Annotated in this window: 15 protein-coding genes and 1 pseudogene; 9 read left to right on the top strand and 7 right to left on the bottom strand. The window is 34.2% G+C overall.

The features are described 5' to 3' along the window. Position 1: 1 nt before the first annotated feature. A complete protein-coding gene (locus ACTF54_RS01375) occupies positions 2-652 on the bottom strand; it encodes a DUF4271 domain-containing protein (RefSeq protein WP_347202228.1) in 651 nt (216 codons plus the stop codon). Between the two features lie 75 nt (positions 653-727). On the opposite strand from ACTF54_RS01375, the gene ACTF54_RS01370 reads away from it, so the two are divergent. Genes ACTF54_RS01370 through ACTF54_RS01360 form a run of 3 tightly spaced genes read left to right on the top strand, consistent with a single transcriptional unit; the run spans position 728 to position 3,230 of the window. Further along, complete coding sequence (locus ACTF54_RS01370; RefSeq protein WP_347196274.1) at positions 728-1,459, top strand: polyprenol monophosphomannose synthase; 732 nt, start codon at positions 728-730, stop codon at positions 1,457-1,459. Next, entirely contained in the window at positions 1,456-2,796 is a 1,341-nt protein-coding gene (locus tag ACTF54_RS01365) for a dihydroorotase (RefSeq protein WP_347196273.1), read from the top strand. The genes ACTF54_RS01370 and ACTF54_RS01365 overlap by 4 nt, the downstream gene beginning before the upstream one ends. After that, positions 2,793-3,230 carry a DUF4296 domain-containing protein gene (locus tag ACTF54_RS01360; RefSeq protein ID WP_347196272.1) on the top strand — a complete coding sequence of 146 codons (438 nt, stop codon included), beginning with the start codon at positions 2,793-2,795 and terminating at the stop codon, positions 3,228-3,230. The genes ACTF54_RS01365 and ACTF54_RS01360 overlap by 4 nt, the downstream gene beginning before the upstream one ends. A 3-nt stretch (positions 3,231-3,233) precedes the next feature. Here ACTF54_RS01360 and ACTF54_RS01355 read toward each other — a convergent pair whose 3' ends face one another. Further along, on the bottom strand, positions 3,234-4,229 hold the full coding sequence (locus tag ACTF54_RS01355; RefSeq protein WP_347196271.1) for an NAD-dependent epimerase/dehydratase family protein: 996 nt from the start codon (positions 4,227-4,229) through the stop codon (positions 3,234-3,236). An 83-nt stretch (positions 4,230-4,312) separates the two neighbouring features. Here ACTF54_RS01355 and tyrS point away from each other — a divergent pair, with 83 nt between their 5' ends. Continuing rightward, positions 4,313-5,611, top strand: a complete 1,299-nt coding sequence (gene tyrS, locus ACTF54_RS01350) for a tyrosine--tRNA ligase (protein ID WP_438968560.1) — start codon at positions 4,313-4,315, stop codon at positions 5,609-5,611. 77 nt (positions 5,612-5,688) lie between these two features. Here tyrS and ACTF54_RS01345 read toward each other — a convergent pair whose 3' ends face one another. Both ACTF54_RS01345 and ACTF54_RS01340 read right to left on the bottom strand, forming a co-directional pair. Further along, on the bottom strand, positions 5,689-6,612 hold the full coding sequence (locus ACTF54_RS01345; RefSeq protein ID WP_347196316.1) for a LuxE/PaaK family acyltransferase: 924 nt from the start codon (positions 6,610-6,612) through the stop codon (positions 5,689-5,691). A gap of 130 nt (positions 6,613-6,742) precedes the next feature. Further along, positions 6,743-8,497 carry a T9SS type A sorting domain-containing protein gene (locus ACTF54_RS01340; protein ID WP_438968559.1) on the bottom strand — a complete coding sequence of 585 codons (1,755 nt, stop codon included), beginning with the start codon at positions 8,495-8,497 and terminating at the stop codon, positions 6,743-6,745. Between the two features lie 283 nt (positions 8,498-8,780). On the opposite strand from ACTF54_RS01340, the gene ACTF54_RS01335 reads away from it, so the two are divergent. Both ACTF54_RS01335 and ACTF54_RS01330 read left to right on the top strand, forming a co-directional pair. After that, positions 8,781-9,467, top strand: a complete 687-nt coding sequence (locus ACTF54_RS01335; RefSeq protein WP_347196315.1) for a response regulator transcription factor — start codon at positions 8,781-8,783, stop codon at positions 9,465-9,467. Further along, on the top strand, positions 9,457-10,545 hold the full coding sequence (locus ACTF54_RS01330) for a sensor histidine kinase (protein ID WP_438968558.1): 1,089 nt from the start codon (positions 9,457-9,459) through the stop codon (positions 10,543-10,545). The genes ACTF54_RS01335 and ACTF54_RS01330 overlap by 11 nt, the downstream gene beginning before the upstream one ends. Here the strand turns inward: ACTF54_RS01330 and ACTF54_RS01325 are convergent. Continuing rightward, entirely contained in the window at positions 10,449-11,558 is a 1,110-nt protein-coding gene (locus ACTF54_RS01325) for a glycosyltransferase (RefSeq protein ID WP_347196267.1), read from the bottom strand. The genes ACTF54_RS01330 and ACTF54_RS01325 overlap by 97 nt on opposite strands. A gap of 70 nt (positions 11,559-11,628) precedes the next feature. Here ACTF54_RS01325 and trmB point away from each other — a divergent pair, with 70 nt between their 5' ends. From trmB to ACTF54_RS01310, 3 genes are read left to right on the top strand one after another with little or no spacing between them, the layout of a single operon-like run. Next, positions 11,629-12,297 carry a tRNA (guanosine(46)-N7)-methyltransferase TrmB gene (trmB, locus tag ACTF54_RS01320; RefSeq protein ID WP_438968557.1) on the top strand — a complete coding sequence of 223 codons (669 nt, stop codon included), beginning with the start codon at positions 11,629-11,631 and terminating at the stop codon, positions 12,295-12,297. Continuing rightward, entirely contained in the window at positions 12,297-12,923 is a 627-nt protein-coding gene (locus tag ACTF54_RS01315; protein ID WP_347196265.1) for a LysE family transporter, read from the top strand. The genes trmB and ACTF54_RS01315 overlap by 1 nt, the downstream gene beginning before the upstream one ends. Then, positions 12,920-13,258, top strand: coding sequence for an MGMT family protein (locus ACTF54_RS01310; RefSeq protein WP_347196264.1), 339 nt, complete (start codon positions 12,920-12,922; stop codon positions 13,256-13,258). The genes ACTF54_RS01315 and ACTF54_RS01310 overlap by 4 nt, the downstream gene beginning before the upstream one ends. Positions 13,259-13,314: 56 nt before the next feature. Here ACTF54_RS01310 and ACTF54_RS01305 read toward each other — a convergent pair whose 3' ends face one another. Both ACTF54_RS01305 and ACTF54_RS01300 read right to left on the bottom strand, forming a co-directional pair. Then, a complete protein-coding gene (locus ACTF54_RS01305) occupies positions 13,315-14,118 on the bottom strand; it encodes a THC0290_0291 family protein (protein ID WP_347196263.1) in 804 nt (267 codons plus the stop codon). Then, positions 14,111-14,989: pseudogene (locus ACTF54_RS01300) on the bottom strand (IS1595 family transposase). The gene ACTF54_RS01305 and the pseudogene ACTF54_RS01300 overlap by 8 nt, the downstream one beginning before the upstream one ends. Between the last annotated feature and the right edge of the window lie 60 nt (positions 14,990-15,049).

Here is a 15,049-nt window from a genome sequence, read left to right as displayed (position 1 = left end):
CTCACAGCATAATATACTTATATAAAAGTAGATAGGGTGCGATTTCAAGCGTGCAAAGGTACAAAATAAAATAGAAATTTGAAGAAATTAGCATATTCCTGTACCGGTAGATTAAGATCAGATTATATGCAAATAAAACCAGACAAATGGTAATAAATGAAGTTAGAAAAACATTTTCATGCATTTCAAACGCATAAATCACTATTAAGTTGATAATTAGTAAACCAAAAGCAAACATTGCCCTGTAAATGTTGCGGTGATGGTCTATTGTAAATAACATTTCTTCAAAGTTACATAGGGTAGCAATTAGTTTTCCAATAAAATGTTTTGCGAGTACAAAAACAGAAGTGGCGGTCAAGACCATAATATAACCATTAAGTTCAATAAGTTTATTGAAAGATATTTGATAAAAAAGGTAGAGAAATAAAGAGATGTTAATGCTGTATACTACCACGCTGCTCACAATAAGGACAGAAGATCCGTCTTCTCCATTTCTAGAAAGTTTGATAAATCGGTCTTTGAAATAAGAGCTCAAAAGATCTGTAATGTTAAAAGCAGAAAACCATCTTGCAATAACAATAATTACCACACACGATAAAAGGGTGATCGTGATCCAATCATTAAGTTCTATATGTCGTAGTTCATCTTTCATGAGAAAGCAAAAATAATATGATTTAACAAACGTTTACATAGCTGGCAGATTAATTGTCTATTTTTGCCGCTGATTATGAAAAATACGTTAATTATCATCCCTACATATAATGAACTAGAGAACATCCAGTTGATGATAAAAGCTGTATTGACTCAAAATGAAGACTTACACCTTCTTATAATTGATGATAACTCGCCAGATGGCACCGCTGAAATTGTTAAAAATAACATGCTGTTATTTCCTAACAGATTATTTTTAGAGGAACGCTCTGGTAAACAAGGTTTAGGAACTGCCTATATCCATGGCTTTAAGTGGGCTTTAAATAGACATTATGAGTATGTTTTTGAGATGGATGCAGATTTTTCTCATAATCCTAATGATTTGAGCCTGTTGTATGATGTATGCGTGAATAAAAAAGCAGACCTAGTAATAGGAAGTAGGTATGTTAAAGGGGTTAATGTAGTTAACTGGCCTATGTCTAGGATCTTACTATCCTATTTTGCCTCAAAATATGTTAGGTTAATAACTAGGATGGATATTCACGATACCACCGCTGGATTTGTTTGTTATAGAACATCGCTTTTACAGAAAATTAATTTAGATAAGATTAACTTTGTAGGCTATGCGTTTCAAATTGAAATGAAATTTAAGGCATATCTACTTAAGGCAAAAATAATAGAAGTGCCAGTCATTTTTACAGATAGGTCAAGAGGTCAGTCTAAAATGAGTAGTGGCATTATACATGAAGCTGTTGCAGGAGTCTTAATTATGAAAATAAAAAGTTGGATAGGGAAACTAGAAATATGAAAAAGGTTTTAATTAAAAACGCAAAAATTGTTACCGATGGCGTTACTAAAGAAGGTGATGTCTATATTGAAGGAGACACTATAGTGGAGATTTCAGATAGTATTAGTGCCAAAAATGCTGATACTATCATCATAGATATAGAAGGTAAGTATCTTTTACCAGGTGTTATTGATGATCAAGTACACTTTAGAGAGCCAGGACTTACTCACAAAGCTACGATTGCCACAGAAAGTGCAGCTGCTGTTGCTGGAGGAATTACTACCTTTATGGAAATGCCTAATACAAATCCACAGACAACTACTATTGAAGAATGGGAAAAGAAAATGGCAATTGCAGCAAGCGATAGCCATGCAAACTATTCTTTTATGTTTGGAGGTAGTAATGATAATTTAGACGAAATATTAAAGGTGGACACTACACGTGTACCAGCTTTAAAAATATTTTTAGGATCTTCTACAGGTGATATGTTAGTAGATAATAAAGAGGTGCTTAGAAAAATATTTTCTAAAGTGGATTTACGCATTGCCCTTCATTGTGAAGATGAAGAAACGATAAAGGCAAATTTAAAAGAAGCTATTGAACAATACGGTGATGATATTCCTATGGATCAACATCCCATTATAAGAAGTGAAGAAGCTTGTTATATTAGTAGCAGTGGTGCCGTAGAGCTAGCTAAGGAAACTGGTGCTAGAATTCATGTCTTTCATTTATCTACTGGTAAAGAGACAGCTTTATTTTCAAATGACAAAGCTATAGTTGATAAGCAAATAACGTCAGAAGTTTGTATCCATCACTTATGGTTTTGTGATGAAGATTATGCAACAAAAGGGAAATTTATTAAATGGAATCCAGCAGTAAAAACAGCATCTGACAGAGAACAGCTTTGGAAAGCGTTATTAGATGATCGTATCGATGTTATCGCTACAGATCATGCACCGCATACTTTAGAAGAGAAGACTAATCCGTATACCTCATGTCCTAGTGGTGGTCCTTTAGTACAACACGCGCTTCCAGCTATGCTACAGTTTGTGCATGATGATAAAATATCTATTGAAAAAGTAGTGGAAAAAATGTGTCACAATCCAGCGTTATTGTTTGATATAGAAAAAAGAGGTTATATAAGAAAAGGGTATAAGGCAGACCTAGTTGTTGTTGACACTAATAATCCATGGACGGTTACCAAAGAAAATATCTTGGCAAAATGTGGTTGGTCTCCATTTGAAGGAGTGACCTTTAAGAGTCGTATCATGCAAACCTTTGTAAATGGTGAGTTAGCTTATAAAAATTTTAAGGTGACAGATAATAAGAACGCTCAAGAACTTTCTTTTACACGATGAAAAAGATAACAGCTTTATTTTTGATTTTTTATGTTTTTTCTTGCGCAGATGTAGATAAATCTTCTGAGCCAGAGAATCTATTTTCTAAAGATAAAATGGCTGCGGTTTTAACAGATTTATATGTTGTAGAAGGTGCTATTTCATCCAATAAAGCGGCATATCTTAAAACAGGAATAAAGCCCAGTTCTTATATTTATGATAAACATAAAATAGATAGTATCTCTTTTAAAGACAATCTAGATTTTTATACAGATAGGATCGAGGACTATTTAATCATTATAGATAAAGTACAAGCTAATTTAAAAGCTCTCCAAGACTCCTTAACTAATAGGCAAGAAATAATAAACAAAGAAAAGCAAAAAGTTTTTCCCAAAAATCAATCTACAAATTCAATCAAGATTACTAAAAAAGCTAAGACTAAAAAAAAGGTGTGATGATTATTCTTTTTGATAGAAAGCAGTTACTCTTTTAATGGTTTGATTAATAGGAGTGAAATTAAGATTAATTGCTTTTTGAATGTTGAAGTTTGAGTAACTTGTTTTAGAGGTTAAAGACTCCACAGTTGCTAAACTTAATTGACGCTTCAATCCTAATAAATTCAAAACTTTAAGCCAGTAAGAAATAGTTTTAAGAAAGCCGCTTTTAAGAAGGATAGAAGGTTTTTTCTTTTTGATGTTTTGCGCTATTTGATCTAGGACCTGTTTGTAGCTTTTGTTTTCTGCAACTAAAATAAAACGGTCATTCTTGATGTCGCTTTCCATTAAAATATGCATCGCTTTTGTGACGTCTCTAACGTCAATAAAACCGCTAGATCCAGAAGTATAAAATCTATTGCCTTTATCAGTTTTGCTTATTAACTTTCCAGAACCACTGCTCCAGTTTCCTTCACCTATAATAACACCAGGATTGACTATAATGACTTCCATATTCTCTTGAGTCGCACGCCAGGCTTCCATCTCACCACCAAATTTTGTAATCGCATAGTTGGTGTTTAGGCCATCAAGATTAAAAAAGTCTTCTTCGTTCACTGCTCTGTCTCCGACAGCTTCACCTAAAGCAGCTATACTACTCACATGGCAGAATTTTTTAACGCCAAATACAAGCGCTACATTGATCACGTTTTCAGTGCCTCTCATGTTGATGTTTTTCATCTCTTCAAAAGGAAGGTCTTCAATCGCCGCAGCACAATGGTAAACTGATGTAACATTTTGCATAGCTTTTTCAAGGCTAGGAATTTCTAAAACATCTGCTTGAATCCAATTAAAATTATCTATTAGGGAACTTGCACCAGTTTCATAAGATTCAAATATCTCTCTAGTTTTATCCAGAGTTTTAAGATCTCGATATATAGCAATAATACTTTTTCCGCTTTCGCGAAAGCGGTATAACAAATGTCCACCTACTAATCCTGTTGCACCTGTGATTAAAATCATAGTGTAAAAATAAACAATACAAGGCTTAAAAGATCTTTAAAAACAGCCAAACCCTATATATTTGCAGCCATAAGATAACTATAATGGCTTACAACTTTGTACAAGAATTGAAATGGCGTGGGATGATACATGATATCATGCCCGATACTGAAGAACTACTTCAAAAAGAACTGGTTTCTGGTTATATAGGTTTTGACCCTACGGCAGATTCTCTTCATATAGGAAGTATGGTGCAAATTATCCTTTTGATGCATTTACAACGCGCTGGTCATCGACCTATTGCTCTTGTAGGTGGTGCAACTGGTATGATAGGCGACCCTAGTGGTAAAAGTGCCGAGCGTAATTTACTTACTCAAGATATTTTGGATAAAAATATTGCAGGTGTGAAAAGTGTGATTTCTAGATTTATAGATTTTGATGGTGGTGAAGAAGCAACTCGTGCGTTGTTGGTCAATAACTATGACTGGATGAAGAATTTTACGCTTATTGATTTTGCTCGTGATATCGGTAAGCATATTACGGTTAATTATATGATGGCTAAAGATTCTGTAAAAAAGCGTTTTTCTGGAGAAGGTGATGGAATGAGTTTTACAGAATTTACCTACCAGTTATTTCAAGGTTATGATTACTTACATCTGTATCAAAATGAAGGTGTGAAACTACAAATAGGTGGTAGCGATCAATGGGGAAATATTACCACAGGTACTGAACTGGTGCGTCGTGTAGCGAGAGGTAAAGCTTATGCATTAACTACACCACTGGTTACAAAAGCAGACGGAACAAAATTTGGTAAGACTGAAGGTGGAAACATCTGGCTAGACGCAGATAAAACGAGTGTTTATAAATTTTATCAATTTTGGATCACGGCAACAGATGATGATGCCGTTAACTGGATCAAAATTTTTACATTTTTAGATCAAAAAACCTGTGAGGATTTAATAGAAGAGCATCAAAAGGATCCTGGTTATAGAGTTTTACAAAAACGCCTTGCTGAAGAAGTAACAACGATGGTTCATGGTAAAGAGGCTTTTGAGACAGCTGTCGAAGCTTCTAATATTCTTTTTTCGAAAAAAGTGACTCCAGAGCAATGGGGTAAAATGGATCAAGCTACCTTATTAGAAATTTTTGATGGAGTGCCACAAGTAGAGATAGAAAGAAGTGCTATAACAAATGGTGTTGAGGTAGTAGAGTTTATGAATGAAACTACAGGTTTTTTACCTTCAAATGGTGAAGTGCGTAGAGCATTAAAAGAAAACAGTCTAAGCATAAATAAGAACAAAATAGACGATTCAAAAGTGGTCTCTGAAGAAGATGTGATTGCTGGTAATATGATTTTGTTGCAGCGTGGTAAGAAAAATTACTTTTTGGTTATTTTGAAATAAATACACTGCGACTTTTTGTTTAAAAGATCATCTGATTCTAGATGGTCTTTTTTATTTTATAGTCTTTTCTAATGGTTTTAATTAACTGCCATCAAATTACAACCTCGTATGTCAGAGTGATCAAACCTTCCTAAAACTTGAAAGCTGCCATCTTTAAAACTTTTCCCAAGGTCTTGTGTTGCAATGAATGGACATGAATTATAGTTAGCTAGATCTATAATGTTCAGTCCGCCAGTTTTACCGTATGAGATTTTTGAGAGTGGATCGTTTGTATCTCTCGTGCGCACCTGCATCCATGACGGTGTTGTAAATTGAATCCCATCGGTAGCATAAGCTTGTGAAAGTAGCTCTGTCATTCCATACTCACTTTGAATACTGGCTTTAGAGAAAGCATTTCTTAATATTTGATGTAGCTCTGGTTTTACAATCTCTTTACGCATTCCTTTCATGCCGCCAGTTTCTATTATAATAGTGTTTTCAAGAGGCATTGCGTGGTTTTCAGCAAGCTGTAATAGGGCAAAGGTGACACCTATTAGAATTACTTTTTGATTGGTGTTTTCAAAGTTTTTTAAAACGTGAGCTAGCTCTTTAAGGTTATTGAGGTAAAAGCCACTTTCTGGTCTTTTAGAATCGTTTATCCAGCGTTGTGCCATATAAACTAATGAAGAACCTGTACGATCTAGATAATGCGGCAATAATGCTAGTATCACATAGTCTTCAATATTACCATATGTAGCTTTGAAGCTGCAGTCTAGGCTTAAATCGTAAACCTCTAAATCTGTAATATGATGTTTTGAAACTACACTTCCTGTGGTGCCACTACTGGTAAATGTAATTTGTGAAGGATTAGAATTACTTACAATATGGTGTGACTTGAAAAATTGAATAGGCAAGCATGGTATTTCTTCTACCGTTGTCGCTCGTGTTTTATTGAGAAGTTCACAGTATTGTTTGTAAACTGCATTTTCTTCCAATTGATAGCGATAAATATCTAAGGTCATTTTTTCAAATGCCTGAGGCGAATCAATATCAAATACAGGAAATTTCAAATCAATTATTTATAACAAAAGTAAATAAAAAAGCGCCGCAGTCAGACTGCAGCGCTTAGTAAATTATAAAGTTAGTTATTGATTATTTGATCACTAACTTACGTGTTTGAGTAGCTTCTCCTTGAGAAATTCTTACGATATACATTCCAGAATCTAGGTTACCTACATTTAACGTATTAGTAAGAGCATTTACAGCTAGAACTTTTTGACCCAAAGTAGAATAGATCACAACGTTTACAGCTTCTCCATTTGAAGAAACAATATTTATAAAGTTTCCAGTTGCTGGATTAGGATAAATTTTAAAAGTATTTGTTTCAAAAGTTTCATTAGATAATGTTGAAACGTCTGAACGATCTCTTGCCTGAACTGAATAACCATTTACTCTTTCAGTTATAAAACCTACTAGATCAGTCGCTGCAGTTGGAAGTGGAAGACCTATGTAGTCTGTATTAAATAAAGATCTGTGTACAAAAGTATCAGCTCCTACAGATATAGGTTCTTCACTACCGTTAGAAAAAGCAATAGTACCATCTGCGTTATCAAACATAAGTCCATTTATTTGAACCAATTCTGATTCATAATCTTCTGCATTTGTGTTCAACATAGCAAGAGTTACTACTTGTGGTGCAGGCATATTATTAGTTGATGTAGGAGCACCTGTATCAGCTGTAGGAGTGAATTGTAACAGTCCATTAAATTCGCTTATAGTTCCAGTTATTCCGGTCAACCCATCACCTTTAACAATTGAAGTTGTGATGATACCAGCGTTGTCGTCTATTAAAATACCAGCACTAGCGTCTTGAACCCATTTTTGATTTCTAAAGCTTTCAGTATGAGTAACAAATACTTCACCAGCAACAGTAATTACATCTGTAGAAGGAAGATTAATTGCTCTCAATTCAGCTAGGTCCTGTACTTGTAATGCACCAGCAACTTCAAAGTTTACCGTTTGTAAAACAGCTGGAGTCAATGGCGTTCCTGTATTATCTACTAATTCTAAGGTAATAGAGTGTTGACCTGAAGTAATTCCTGTAAATAAAATATCAGTTGTATCAAATTTATCAGTAGCCGAAGCACTATCCAATGAATATTGTACGTAACCATCACCACCAGTTTGTGCAACTGTGAAGTTATTTACTAGAAAAGAAACATTAAAATCACCTGAAGCTAGTACTTCATTGTCTGCTGGACTAGTAATAGATATAGAAGGAGCTGGCGCGCCTTCAAAAACGTTAATGTTGTCAAAGAACAATTGCTCTGCACCAGCATTTACATTACCTATAACTCTTATTTGTAAAGTACTTGAACCATTAAGACCGCTTACCGTAACTACTTCTGGAGTACTTCCATCCCAATCCATACCGTTTTTCTCACCTAGAAATGTGTGAGTCGTATCGCCTAAACCATTCCAGTCTTGTATTAAAACAAATGCACCACCATCGATGGAATATAATACATCAAGGTAATCTGAATCTTCAAAGCCACCATTGTTATTAGAAGCATCAACAGAGAAATTGAATGCTCCAGTAGCGATAGAGATGTCAATTAATTCTGAATCCCAAATGATATCACCATCAGTATCTCTAAAAGCAAACTGACCACCATCTGTTTTTGCCCAGTCAGAGCTTGCAGATAAATCAGCCGCGCTAGCGTCGATCGTCCAGTCTACTAAAGCAGGATAATCTCCTACGTTAACTAATACGCTACCAGAAGACCCTTCTACACCACTTCCATCTGCTACATTTGTAGCATCAAAATCCTCAGAATACATCACCTGCGCATTGGTATTAATAGCAGCAGTGAATAATAATAAAATTGATAAGTAAATTTGTTTCATTATGTATGTTTTTTTGCAAATGTACAGCAATTATTAAGTTTTATCAATTGACTTTCAGTTATTTAATATTAAGATAACATGAGAAAGAAATGTCTTGATTCATAAGCTTTTAGAGAATTTATCTGATTTTATCGATTCCGCTTTCGCGAAAGCGAGACTAACACAAATTATTTTCTTAACTTTCATTTTTTTAAAACATTGAGTTAACCTAAAGCTAACATGGATTTAAAATCATTACATAGCTATCTTATTAATTTAGCACATTAAGTATATGCAAGAAGAAATGAAAGACGCCAAGGCTAAAATCTTACTCGTTGATGACGAGCCAGATATTTTAGAGATAGTTAGTTACAATCTTAAAAACGAAGGTTATCAAGTTTACACCGCCGAAAATGGCGATGAAGCTGTAAGAAAAGCTAAAAAGAAAAAACCAGACCTGATCATTCTAGATGTAATGATGCCTGTCATGGACGGTATTGAAGCCTGTGAAAAAATGCGCAAAATGTCCGAACTGGATGAGACAATTATTACTTTTTTTACTGCAAGAGGTGAAGATTATTCCATGATTGCAGGTTTTGACGCTGGGGCAGATGATTATATTACTAAACCTGTTAAACCTAGAGTCCTTGTTTCTAAAGTAAAATCCCTTCTTAGACGTAAGGAAAATACAGAAGCAGTTTCTTCAAATATTTTAAAAATAGGCGACCTTATTATAGATAGAGATCAGTATAAAATTATTTTTAAAAAAGAAGAGATGATTTTGCCTCGCAAAGAATTTGAATTACTCTCTTTGTTAACAACAAAACCAGGTAAAGTCTTTAAAAGAGAAGAAATACTGGACGTAGTGTGGGGAAATGAAGTTATTGTAGGTGGTCGTACAATAGATGTGCATATTAGAAAGTTGAGAGAAAAATTAGGTGATGATTGCTTCAAAACTGTGAAAGGAGTAGGCTATAAATATGTCAAATAATATAAAGCCACAGAGAAATAGTTACCGTTTTGCTTTCAGATCTTCGATTTATATTGCCATAATATTGGTCTCTATTCTCTGTTTGTTAACTTATTTTAAATTTATATCTATATCTGTTTACATTCTAGTAGCGCTTTTATTTATAAGTTTTATTATATGTTTTTCCATCATTCAATATCGAGTGAAAAGATTCATATACAGGCGTATCGCTCGTATTTATGAAGATGTATCACTTTTAGAATCAAGTAGTTTTGATGATCGTGAAATTGCTACCGATATGCGCACGCTCAAAGAGCAAGTAGAGCGATTTGCACGCAACAAGAAAATAGAGATAGAAACTTTACAAATAAGAGAAAATTATAGAAAAGAATTTCTAGGTAATATATCTCATGAGCTTAAAACTCCTTTATTTACCGTTCAAGGTTATATAGATACTTTGATAGATGGTGCTCATAAAGATAAGGCGATCCGTAAAAAATATTTAGAACGCGCTCAGAAAGGAGTAGAGCGTCTTACCTATATCGTGAAAGATATGGATATGATTACTAGGCTTGAAGTGGGCGATATGAGCCTCGATAAGGAGAACTTTGATATTTTTCAACTGGTTAAACAAGTTTTTGATCAATTTGAAATGAAAGCTTCAAAGAAAAACATCTCTTTACTATTTGACATGAAATACGATCAACCTATCATGGTTCATGCAGATCAGGAAAGGATTTTACAAGTAGTAGCTAACCTAGTTATGAACTCTATCAAATACGGTAAACAAAACGGGACTACAGAGGTCGCTATTGAGGATCTAATAAATAATAAGGTAATAGTACGTATTACCGATAACGGAGAAGGAATCAAAAAAGAATTCATTCCTAGATTGTTTGAACGATTCTTTAGAGTAGATAGAACAGGATCTCGTAAAGAAGGTGGTTCTGGATTAGGTCTTGCTATCGTAAAGCATATTACCGAGGCTCATGGTGAACGTGTCTATGTTGATAGTGAATTGGGAATAGGTTCAGAATTTTCATTCACGCTTGAAAAAGTTTCCTCAAGAATAGAAGATATAGAGGTTGTTGAAGATTGATCATAGCAAAACCCTTCATATTGATGTACATTTTCTAGCATTTCTATTGTAAAATCTTCTTGAGAACAAAAGGGAGCTTTACCTTTTTGGTCCAATAAGGTAGCTAAATATTCTTGTTCAAATTGTCCAGGAGTAGGAATGAAAAATGCCTTTTTATTCATTTTTTGTAAATCCATAATGGTGGTGTAACCGCTTCTACACAGGATTAGTTCACTGCGGTCAAAGGCTTTTTGCAATCCTTCTGTTGAAAGGTAATTGTAATAAGTAATATCTCCTTTCTTAGTAACCTTTTGCTCTTGTTCCACTTTTCCTGCAATGAACAAAACTTCACCTTTGAATCTCTTTACTTCTTCTAATAGCTTTTTTTCTAAAATACCTCGTTGAGGTTCTGGTCCAGAAAGTAGTACCATCAAGTCATACTTTTTCTGGTAATTACCCATGTTATTAAATCTAGAAAGAGGTCCTAGGTATGTTTTTTGAATATTAGAATCTTCATTAAAGGATAGTTTTCCAGAAAGATTATGGATTCCTGTTGTGTCAGGAATCCAGCAGTAATCGTATTTTTTTATATAATGTAAATGTAGTTGCGTGCTTAGCCACGTGGTACTACCAGATAATACTTGAAGTTGATGTGTGATAATAACAGAAGGTACAAGGTTGCTATACAACCCTAATCTATTGTCAGATATGATACCATTAATTTTATACTTAAAAATAATATCAGTAAGTATTTTGTGTTCATTCCTAATAGCTGTCCAGATTTTAGGAGAATCCTTAAGCATCTTAAGTTTTAAATTTTGTCCTTCTTTAGCATATTCTATATCGTATGAAGGAAGTTGAATAAATTTTAATGTAGGATATTCTTTTTTTAATAATTCCAACGCTTGTCCATCACTTGCAAGTATAGGCTGGTCACCATTATCGATAATAGCATTGATAATGGGTATGCATCGAGTAGCATGACCTAAACCCCAATTTAAAGGGGCAACCAAAATGTTTTTGGACTTTTGCATGCAGTAAATATACAATCACTTTGTAATCAAGTATATTTGTGTACTTTTAATTAACCTTTAAATAATTGTATTGGGAAGTAAAAATAAACTCAAACGATTTAACGAAAACGAAACATTCAAAAACGTTATCCAGCCTTCTAGAGAAGAGGTCGTTTCTGGCTTTAAACATCAGGGAAAATGGAAAAAATTCTTCGGTAACGATAATCCTATAACATTAGAACTAGGATGTGGTAAAGGAGAATATACCGTTGCTTTGGCACGTAAATATCCTAATCGTAATTTTATAGGAATCGATATAAAAGGTGCGCGTTTCTGGCGTGGCGCAAAGACCGCCATAGAAGAAGGACTCGACAATGTAGCCTTTCTACGTACACAAATTGAGTTGGTAGATTCCGCTTTCGCGAAAGCGGAAATACAAGAAATATGGATTACATTTCCCGATCCACAGATTAAGTATAAACGCACAAAGCACCGTATGACCAACCCAGATTTTCTGGCTCGATACAAACATATTTTGCAGCCAGAAGGTATTGTGAATCTTAAGACTGATTCTGAATTTATGCATGGTTATACACTGGGATTGTTACAAGGTAGAGGAGAAGAGATTTTGTATTCACACCACGATGTCTATTCTAATACAGAGTCACCAGAAGAAGTTACAGGTACACAAACCTTTTATGAAAAACAGTATTTAGAAACAGGTAAAGCTATCACTTATATTAAATTTAGATTGAAGTAATGGCTGTTTTATTACATTTATTATTCGGTTTAACAATAGGGTTTGTAGGTGTGATACCTCCAGGATTACTTAACCTTACTGCTGCCAAAATAAGTGTAAAACAAAATAAAAAAGCAGCTCTTATTTTTGCTTTAGGAGCATCAATTGTTGTAATCGCTCAAGTCTATGTAGGCGTTTTCTTTTCAAAGTTACTAAATGATAATCCCGGCACTTTATTACTTTTAGAGCAGTTTGCAGCCATAGCATTTGTGGGGTTATCTGTTTTCTTTTTCATTAGGGCAGCTATAGATTCTGGAGCTCCAGAAGTGAAAAAAATAGACAAGTCTGGCATAAAACTATTTGGTCAAGGCATTATTCTATCAGTTTTAAATATTTTTCCTATTCCTTTTTATATTGGGTTCAGTTCTTTTTTAGCCGGAAGAGGCTTATTTGAATTTACTTACCCCATGGCACATGTTTTTATTTTAGGGGCTTCTTTAGGAACCTTTTTGATGCTATATGCGTACATAAAATACGTAAAAAAATTCGGATTTGATAGTAATACCTTTGCTAGAAAAGTGAACTACATTTTGGGGAGTCTAACTTTAGCAATTGCTATTTTTACTTTGATAAGAATTTACGGATGAGTAGCAATGACTTTTTTTTAAGAGTTTATGAAGTAGTGAAGCAAATCCCCTACGGTAAGATAACTAGTTATGGAGCGATTGCCAAAGTTTTAGGGACACCGAAAAGCAGTAGAACAGTAGGTTATGCCATGAATGCATCACATAATGATCCAGAAGTGCCAGCACACAGAGTTGTTAACCGCAATGGAGTATTAACCGGTAAACATCACTTTTCTGGAACAAACTTAATGCAGCAGTTATTAGAAAATGAAGGTCTTATTATTGAGCAAGATCAGATCAAAAACTTTAAAGAAAATTACTGGGACCCTATAAAAGAAATAGGCTTACAAGAATAAAAAAAACACCTACTATCAAAGTGATAATACGTGTTTTTATATAAGTCTTTTATGTGTTATAAATAGAAGATATAACCTACGTTAAACCACCAAATCCAGTCATTTGCTCTATTATTGGTATTGTTAGGACTCAATCCATCTACATAGTTACTATCTGTGTAATAATGCCATCTAGAGGATATAAGAATATCGCTTAAAGGACCTACTTTGTACCTAAAACCTATATCTCCAGAAATTGCAATCGCACTACCTTGTGAAGTGTCTATTCTATCAATGAACGTCGGAAAAGTTGTTACTGGATTACCTAAAGGACCTAAAGAACTACTGGCTTCTGGTCTATAGTTTACATAATGAGCTCCTAAACCTATATAGGGAGCAATTTTAGGTTTTCCTTCTTGAAAATCCCTTATACTCAATGGGTGCCATTCTAATTGTGCTCCTGCTTCAAAAACTCTCGCCTTACCTTCCATTGATCTTAATTGCAAGCCGCCTAAGGATAACTTATCTGCCTCATCACCCAGATGATTTAAAGTAGTGACGTGATAACTGATTTGACTTCTTAATTTAAAATGGTAATTCCAGTAAGTGTCTGCAGAGTAGCAATTACAATCTGCGCGGAAGGCAAAATTAATATAGTGCACAAGGCCTATGCCAAAACCTACATTTCCAGAGTTGGTGTCCCAATTATAACGTTCACCGTAATCACTTTGAAAAGCCACTGGACCTGTAATAAAGCCTAGCTCATGTGAGAAACCTGATTGTGCATTACTAACATGAATTGCCGTAAATAAAAACAATAAAGCGGTAATGTATTTATGTGAATTCGTTATTAAAATAAATACTTTGATTACATTATACATTTAGTTGCTGTTTTATTTCTGATTGATATACCGGATCGGATGGCACCATTCGTTCAATGGTTTTATGAAAAAAAATTGTCTGATGTAAAGAGTGATTAACTCTAAAGCAGAACTTATCAAAATACGCTTGAATATGCCATTTGCTCATATGTGTAGGTATTGCTCTCCACAAGGATTTAACTTGTATTATCGTTATATGACTGTTTGAAGCTTGCTCCATTATTACTCTACACCTGTTCAATATTGAACTCTTGTTTCTAGGGTTTCCAGCCTTTTCATTTATCAGTTACAATCTTAACTGAATTGGTGATCTGTTCTTCAAATATTGGGGTTAATGATTTTAAAGAGTAATCATCGATAGACTTGATGTAAATCCTTCTTATTTTGTTCTTATCAGTTAATTCAACTCCTATGACAGCTTCCTTCTTTTTTGAAGCGTATCTTCTTCCTTGTTTATCTTCTTCTTTTTCTCCTACCGTAAATTCATCTACGTGGGTTAGGGTTTCTAATGGATACTTCTGACTATTCTTCATAGCTTTACAAACTTTTTGCGTAAAATACCACGCTGTTTTTGGATGTAAGCTAAAACGCTTACCCATTTGAATACTTGACGTACTCTTACTACTTGTGCTTATCTCAAAGGCAATACAAAATGCTTTTTACAAACCAATTTTAACTTTATGAAACAATGTATTGACGGTTGCACTTTCTACATAATATCAAGCTTAACAATGATAATTATAGCCAGCTTTTCACAGCCTTTTGTATGGCCGCATTTACAACAGCTAAACCCATCTTGCCATTTAATTTTAGCTAAGTAGGCTTTACAAACATCATCATCATTAGGTAGTTCTTTTACAAAGTTTAGAATATCTTAACCCTTAGATTGTTCCACAATCCAGTTTTTACAACATTTAAGATACTAAAATCA

Source organism: Nonlabens sp. (assembly GCF_965657255.1).
Classification (GTDB): Bacteria; Bacteroidota; Bacteroidia; order Flavobacteriales; family Flavobacteriaceae; genus Nonlabens.
Note: the sequence above shows the minus strand (reverse complement) of the source record. Positions and strands in the feature narration are given on the sequence as shown.

Coding starts and splice junctions, on each gene's coding strand:
- ACTF54_RS01375 (WP_347202228.1), bottom strand. CDS start 652: ATGAAAGATGAACTACGACATATAGAACTTAATGATTGGATCACGATC.
- ACTF54_RS01370 (WP_347196274.1), top strand. CDS start 728: ATGAAAAATACGTTAATTATCATCCCTACATATAATGAACTAGAGAAC.
- ACTF54_RS01365 (WP_347196273.1), top strand. CDS start 1,456: ATGAAAAAGGTTTTAATTAAAAACGCAAAAATTGTTACCGATGGCGTT.
- ACTF54_RS01360 (WP_347196272.1), top strand. CDS start 2,793: ATGAAAAAGATAACAGCTTTATTTTTGATTTTTTATGTTTTTTCTTGC.
- ACTF54_RS01355 (WP_347196271.1), bottom strand. CDS start 4,229: ATGATTTTAATCACAGGTGCAACAGGATTAGTAGGTGGACATTTGTTA.
- tyrS (WP_438968560.1), top strand. CDS start 4,313: ATGGCTTACAACTTTGTACAAGAATTGAAATGGCGTGGGATGATACAT.
- ACTF54_RS01345 (WP_347196316.1), bottom strand. CDS start 6,612: ATGACCTTAGATATTTATCGCTATCAATTGGAAGAAAATGCAGTTTAC.
- ACTF54_RS01340 (WP_438968559.1), bottom strand. CDS start 8,497: ATGAAACAAATTTACTTATCAATTTTATTATTATTCACTGCTGCTATT.
- ACTF54_RS01335 (WP_347196315.1), top strand. CDS start 8,781: ATGAAAGACGCCAAGGCTAAAATCTTACTCGTTGATGACGAGCCAGAT.
- ACTF54_RS01330 (WP_438968558.1), top strand. CDS start 9,457: ATGTCAAATAATATAAAGCCACAGAGAAATAGTTACCGTTTTGCTTTC.
- ACTF54_RS01325 (WP_347196267.1), bottom strand. CDS start 11,558: ATGCAAAAGTCCAAAAACATTTTGGTTGCCCCTTTAAATTGGGGTTTA.
- ACTF54_RS01315 (WP_347196265.1), top strand. CDS start 12,297: ATGGCTGTTTTATTACATTTATTATTCGGTTTAACAATAGGGTTTGTA.
- ACTF54_RS01310 (WP_347196264.1), top strand. CDS start 12,920: ATGAGTAGCAATGACTTTTTTTTAAGAGTTTATGAAGTAGTGAAGCAA.
- ACTF54_RS01305 (WP_347196263.1), bottom strand. CDS start 14,118: ATGTATAATGTAATCAAAGTATTTATTTTAATAACGAATTCACATAAA.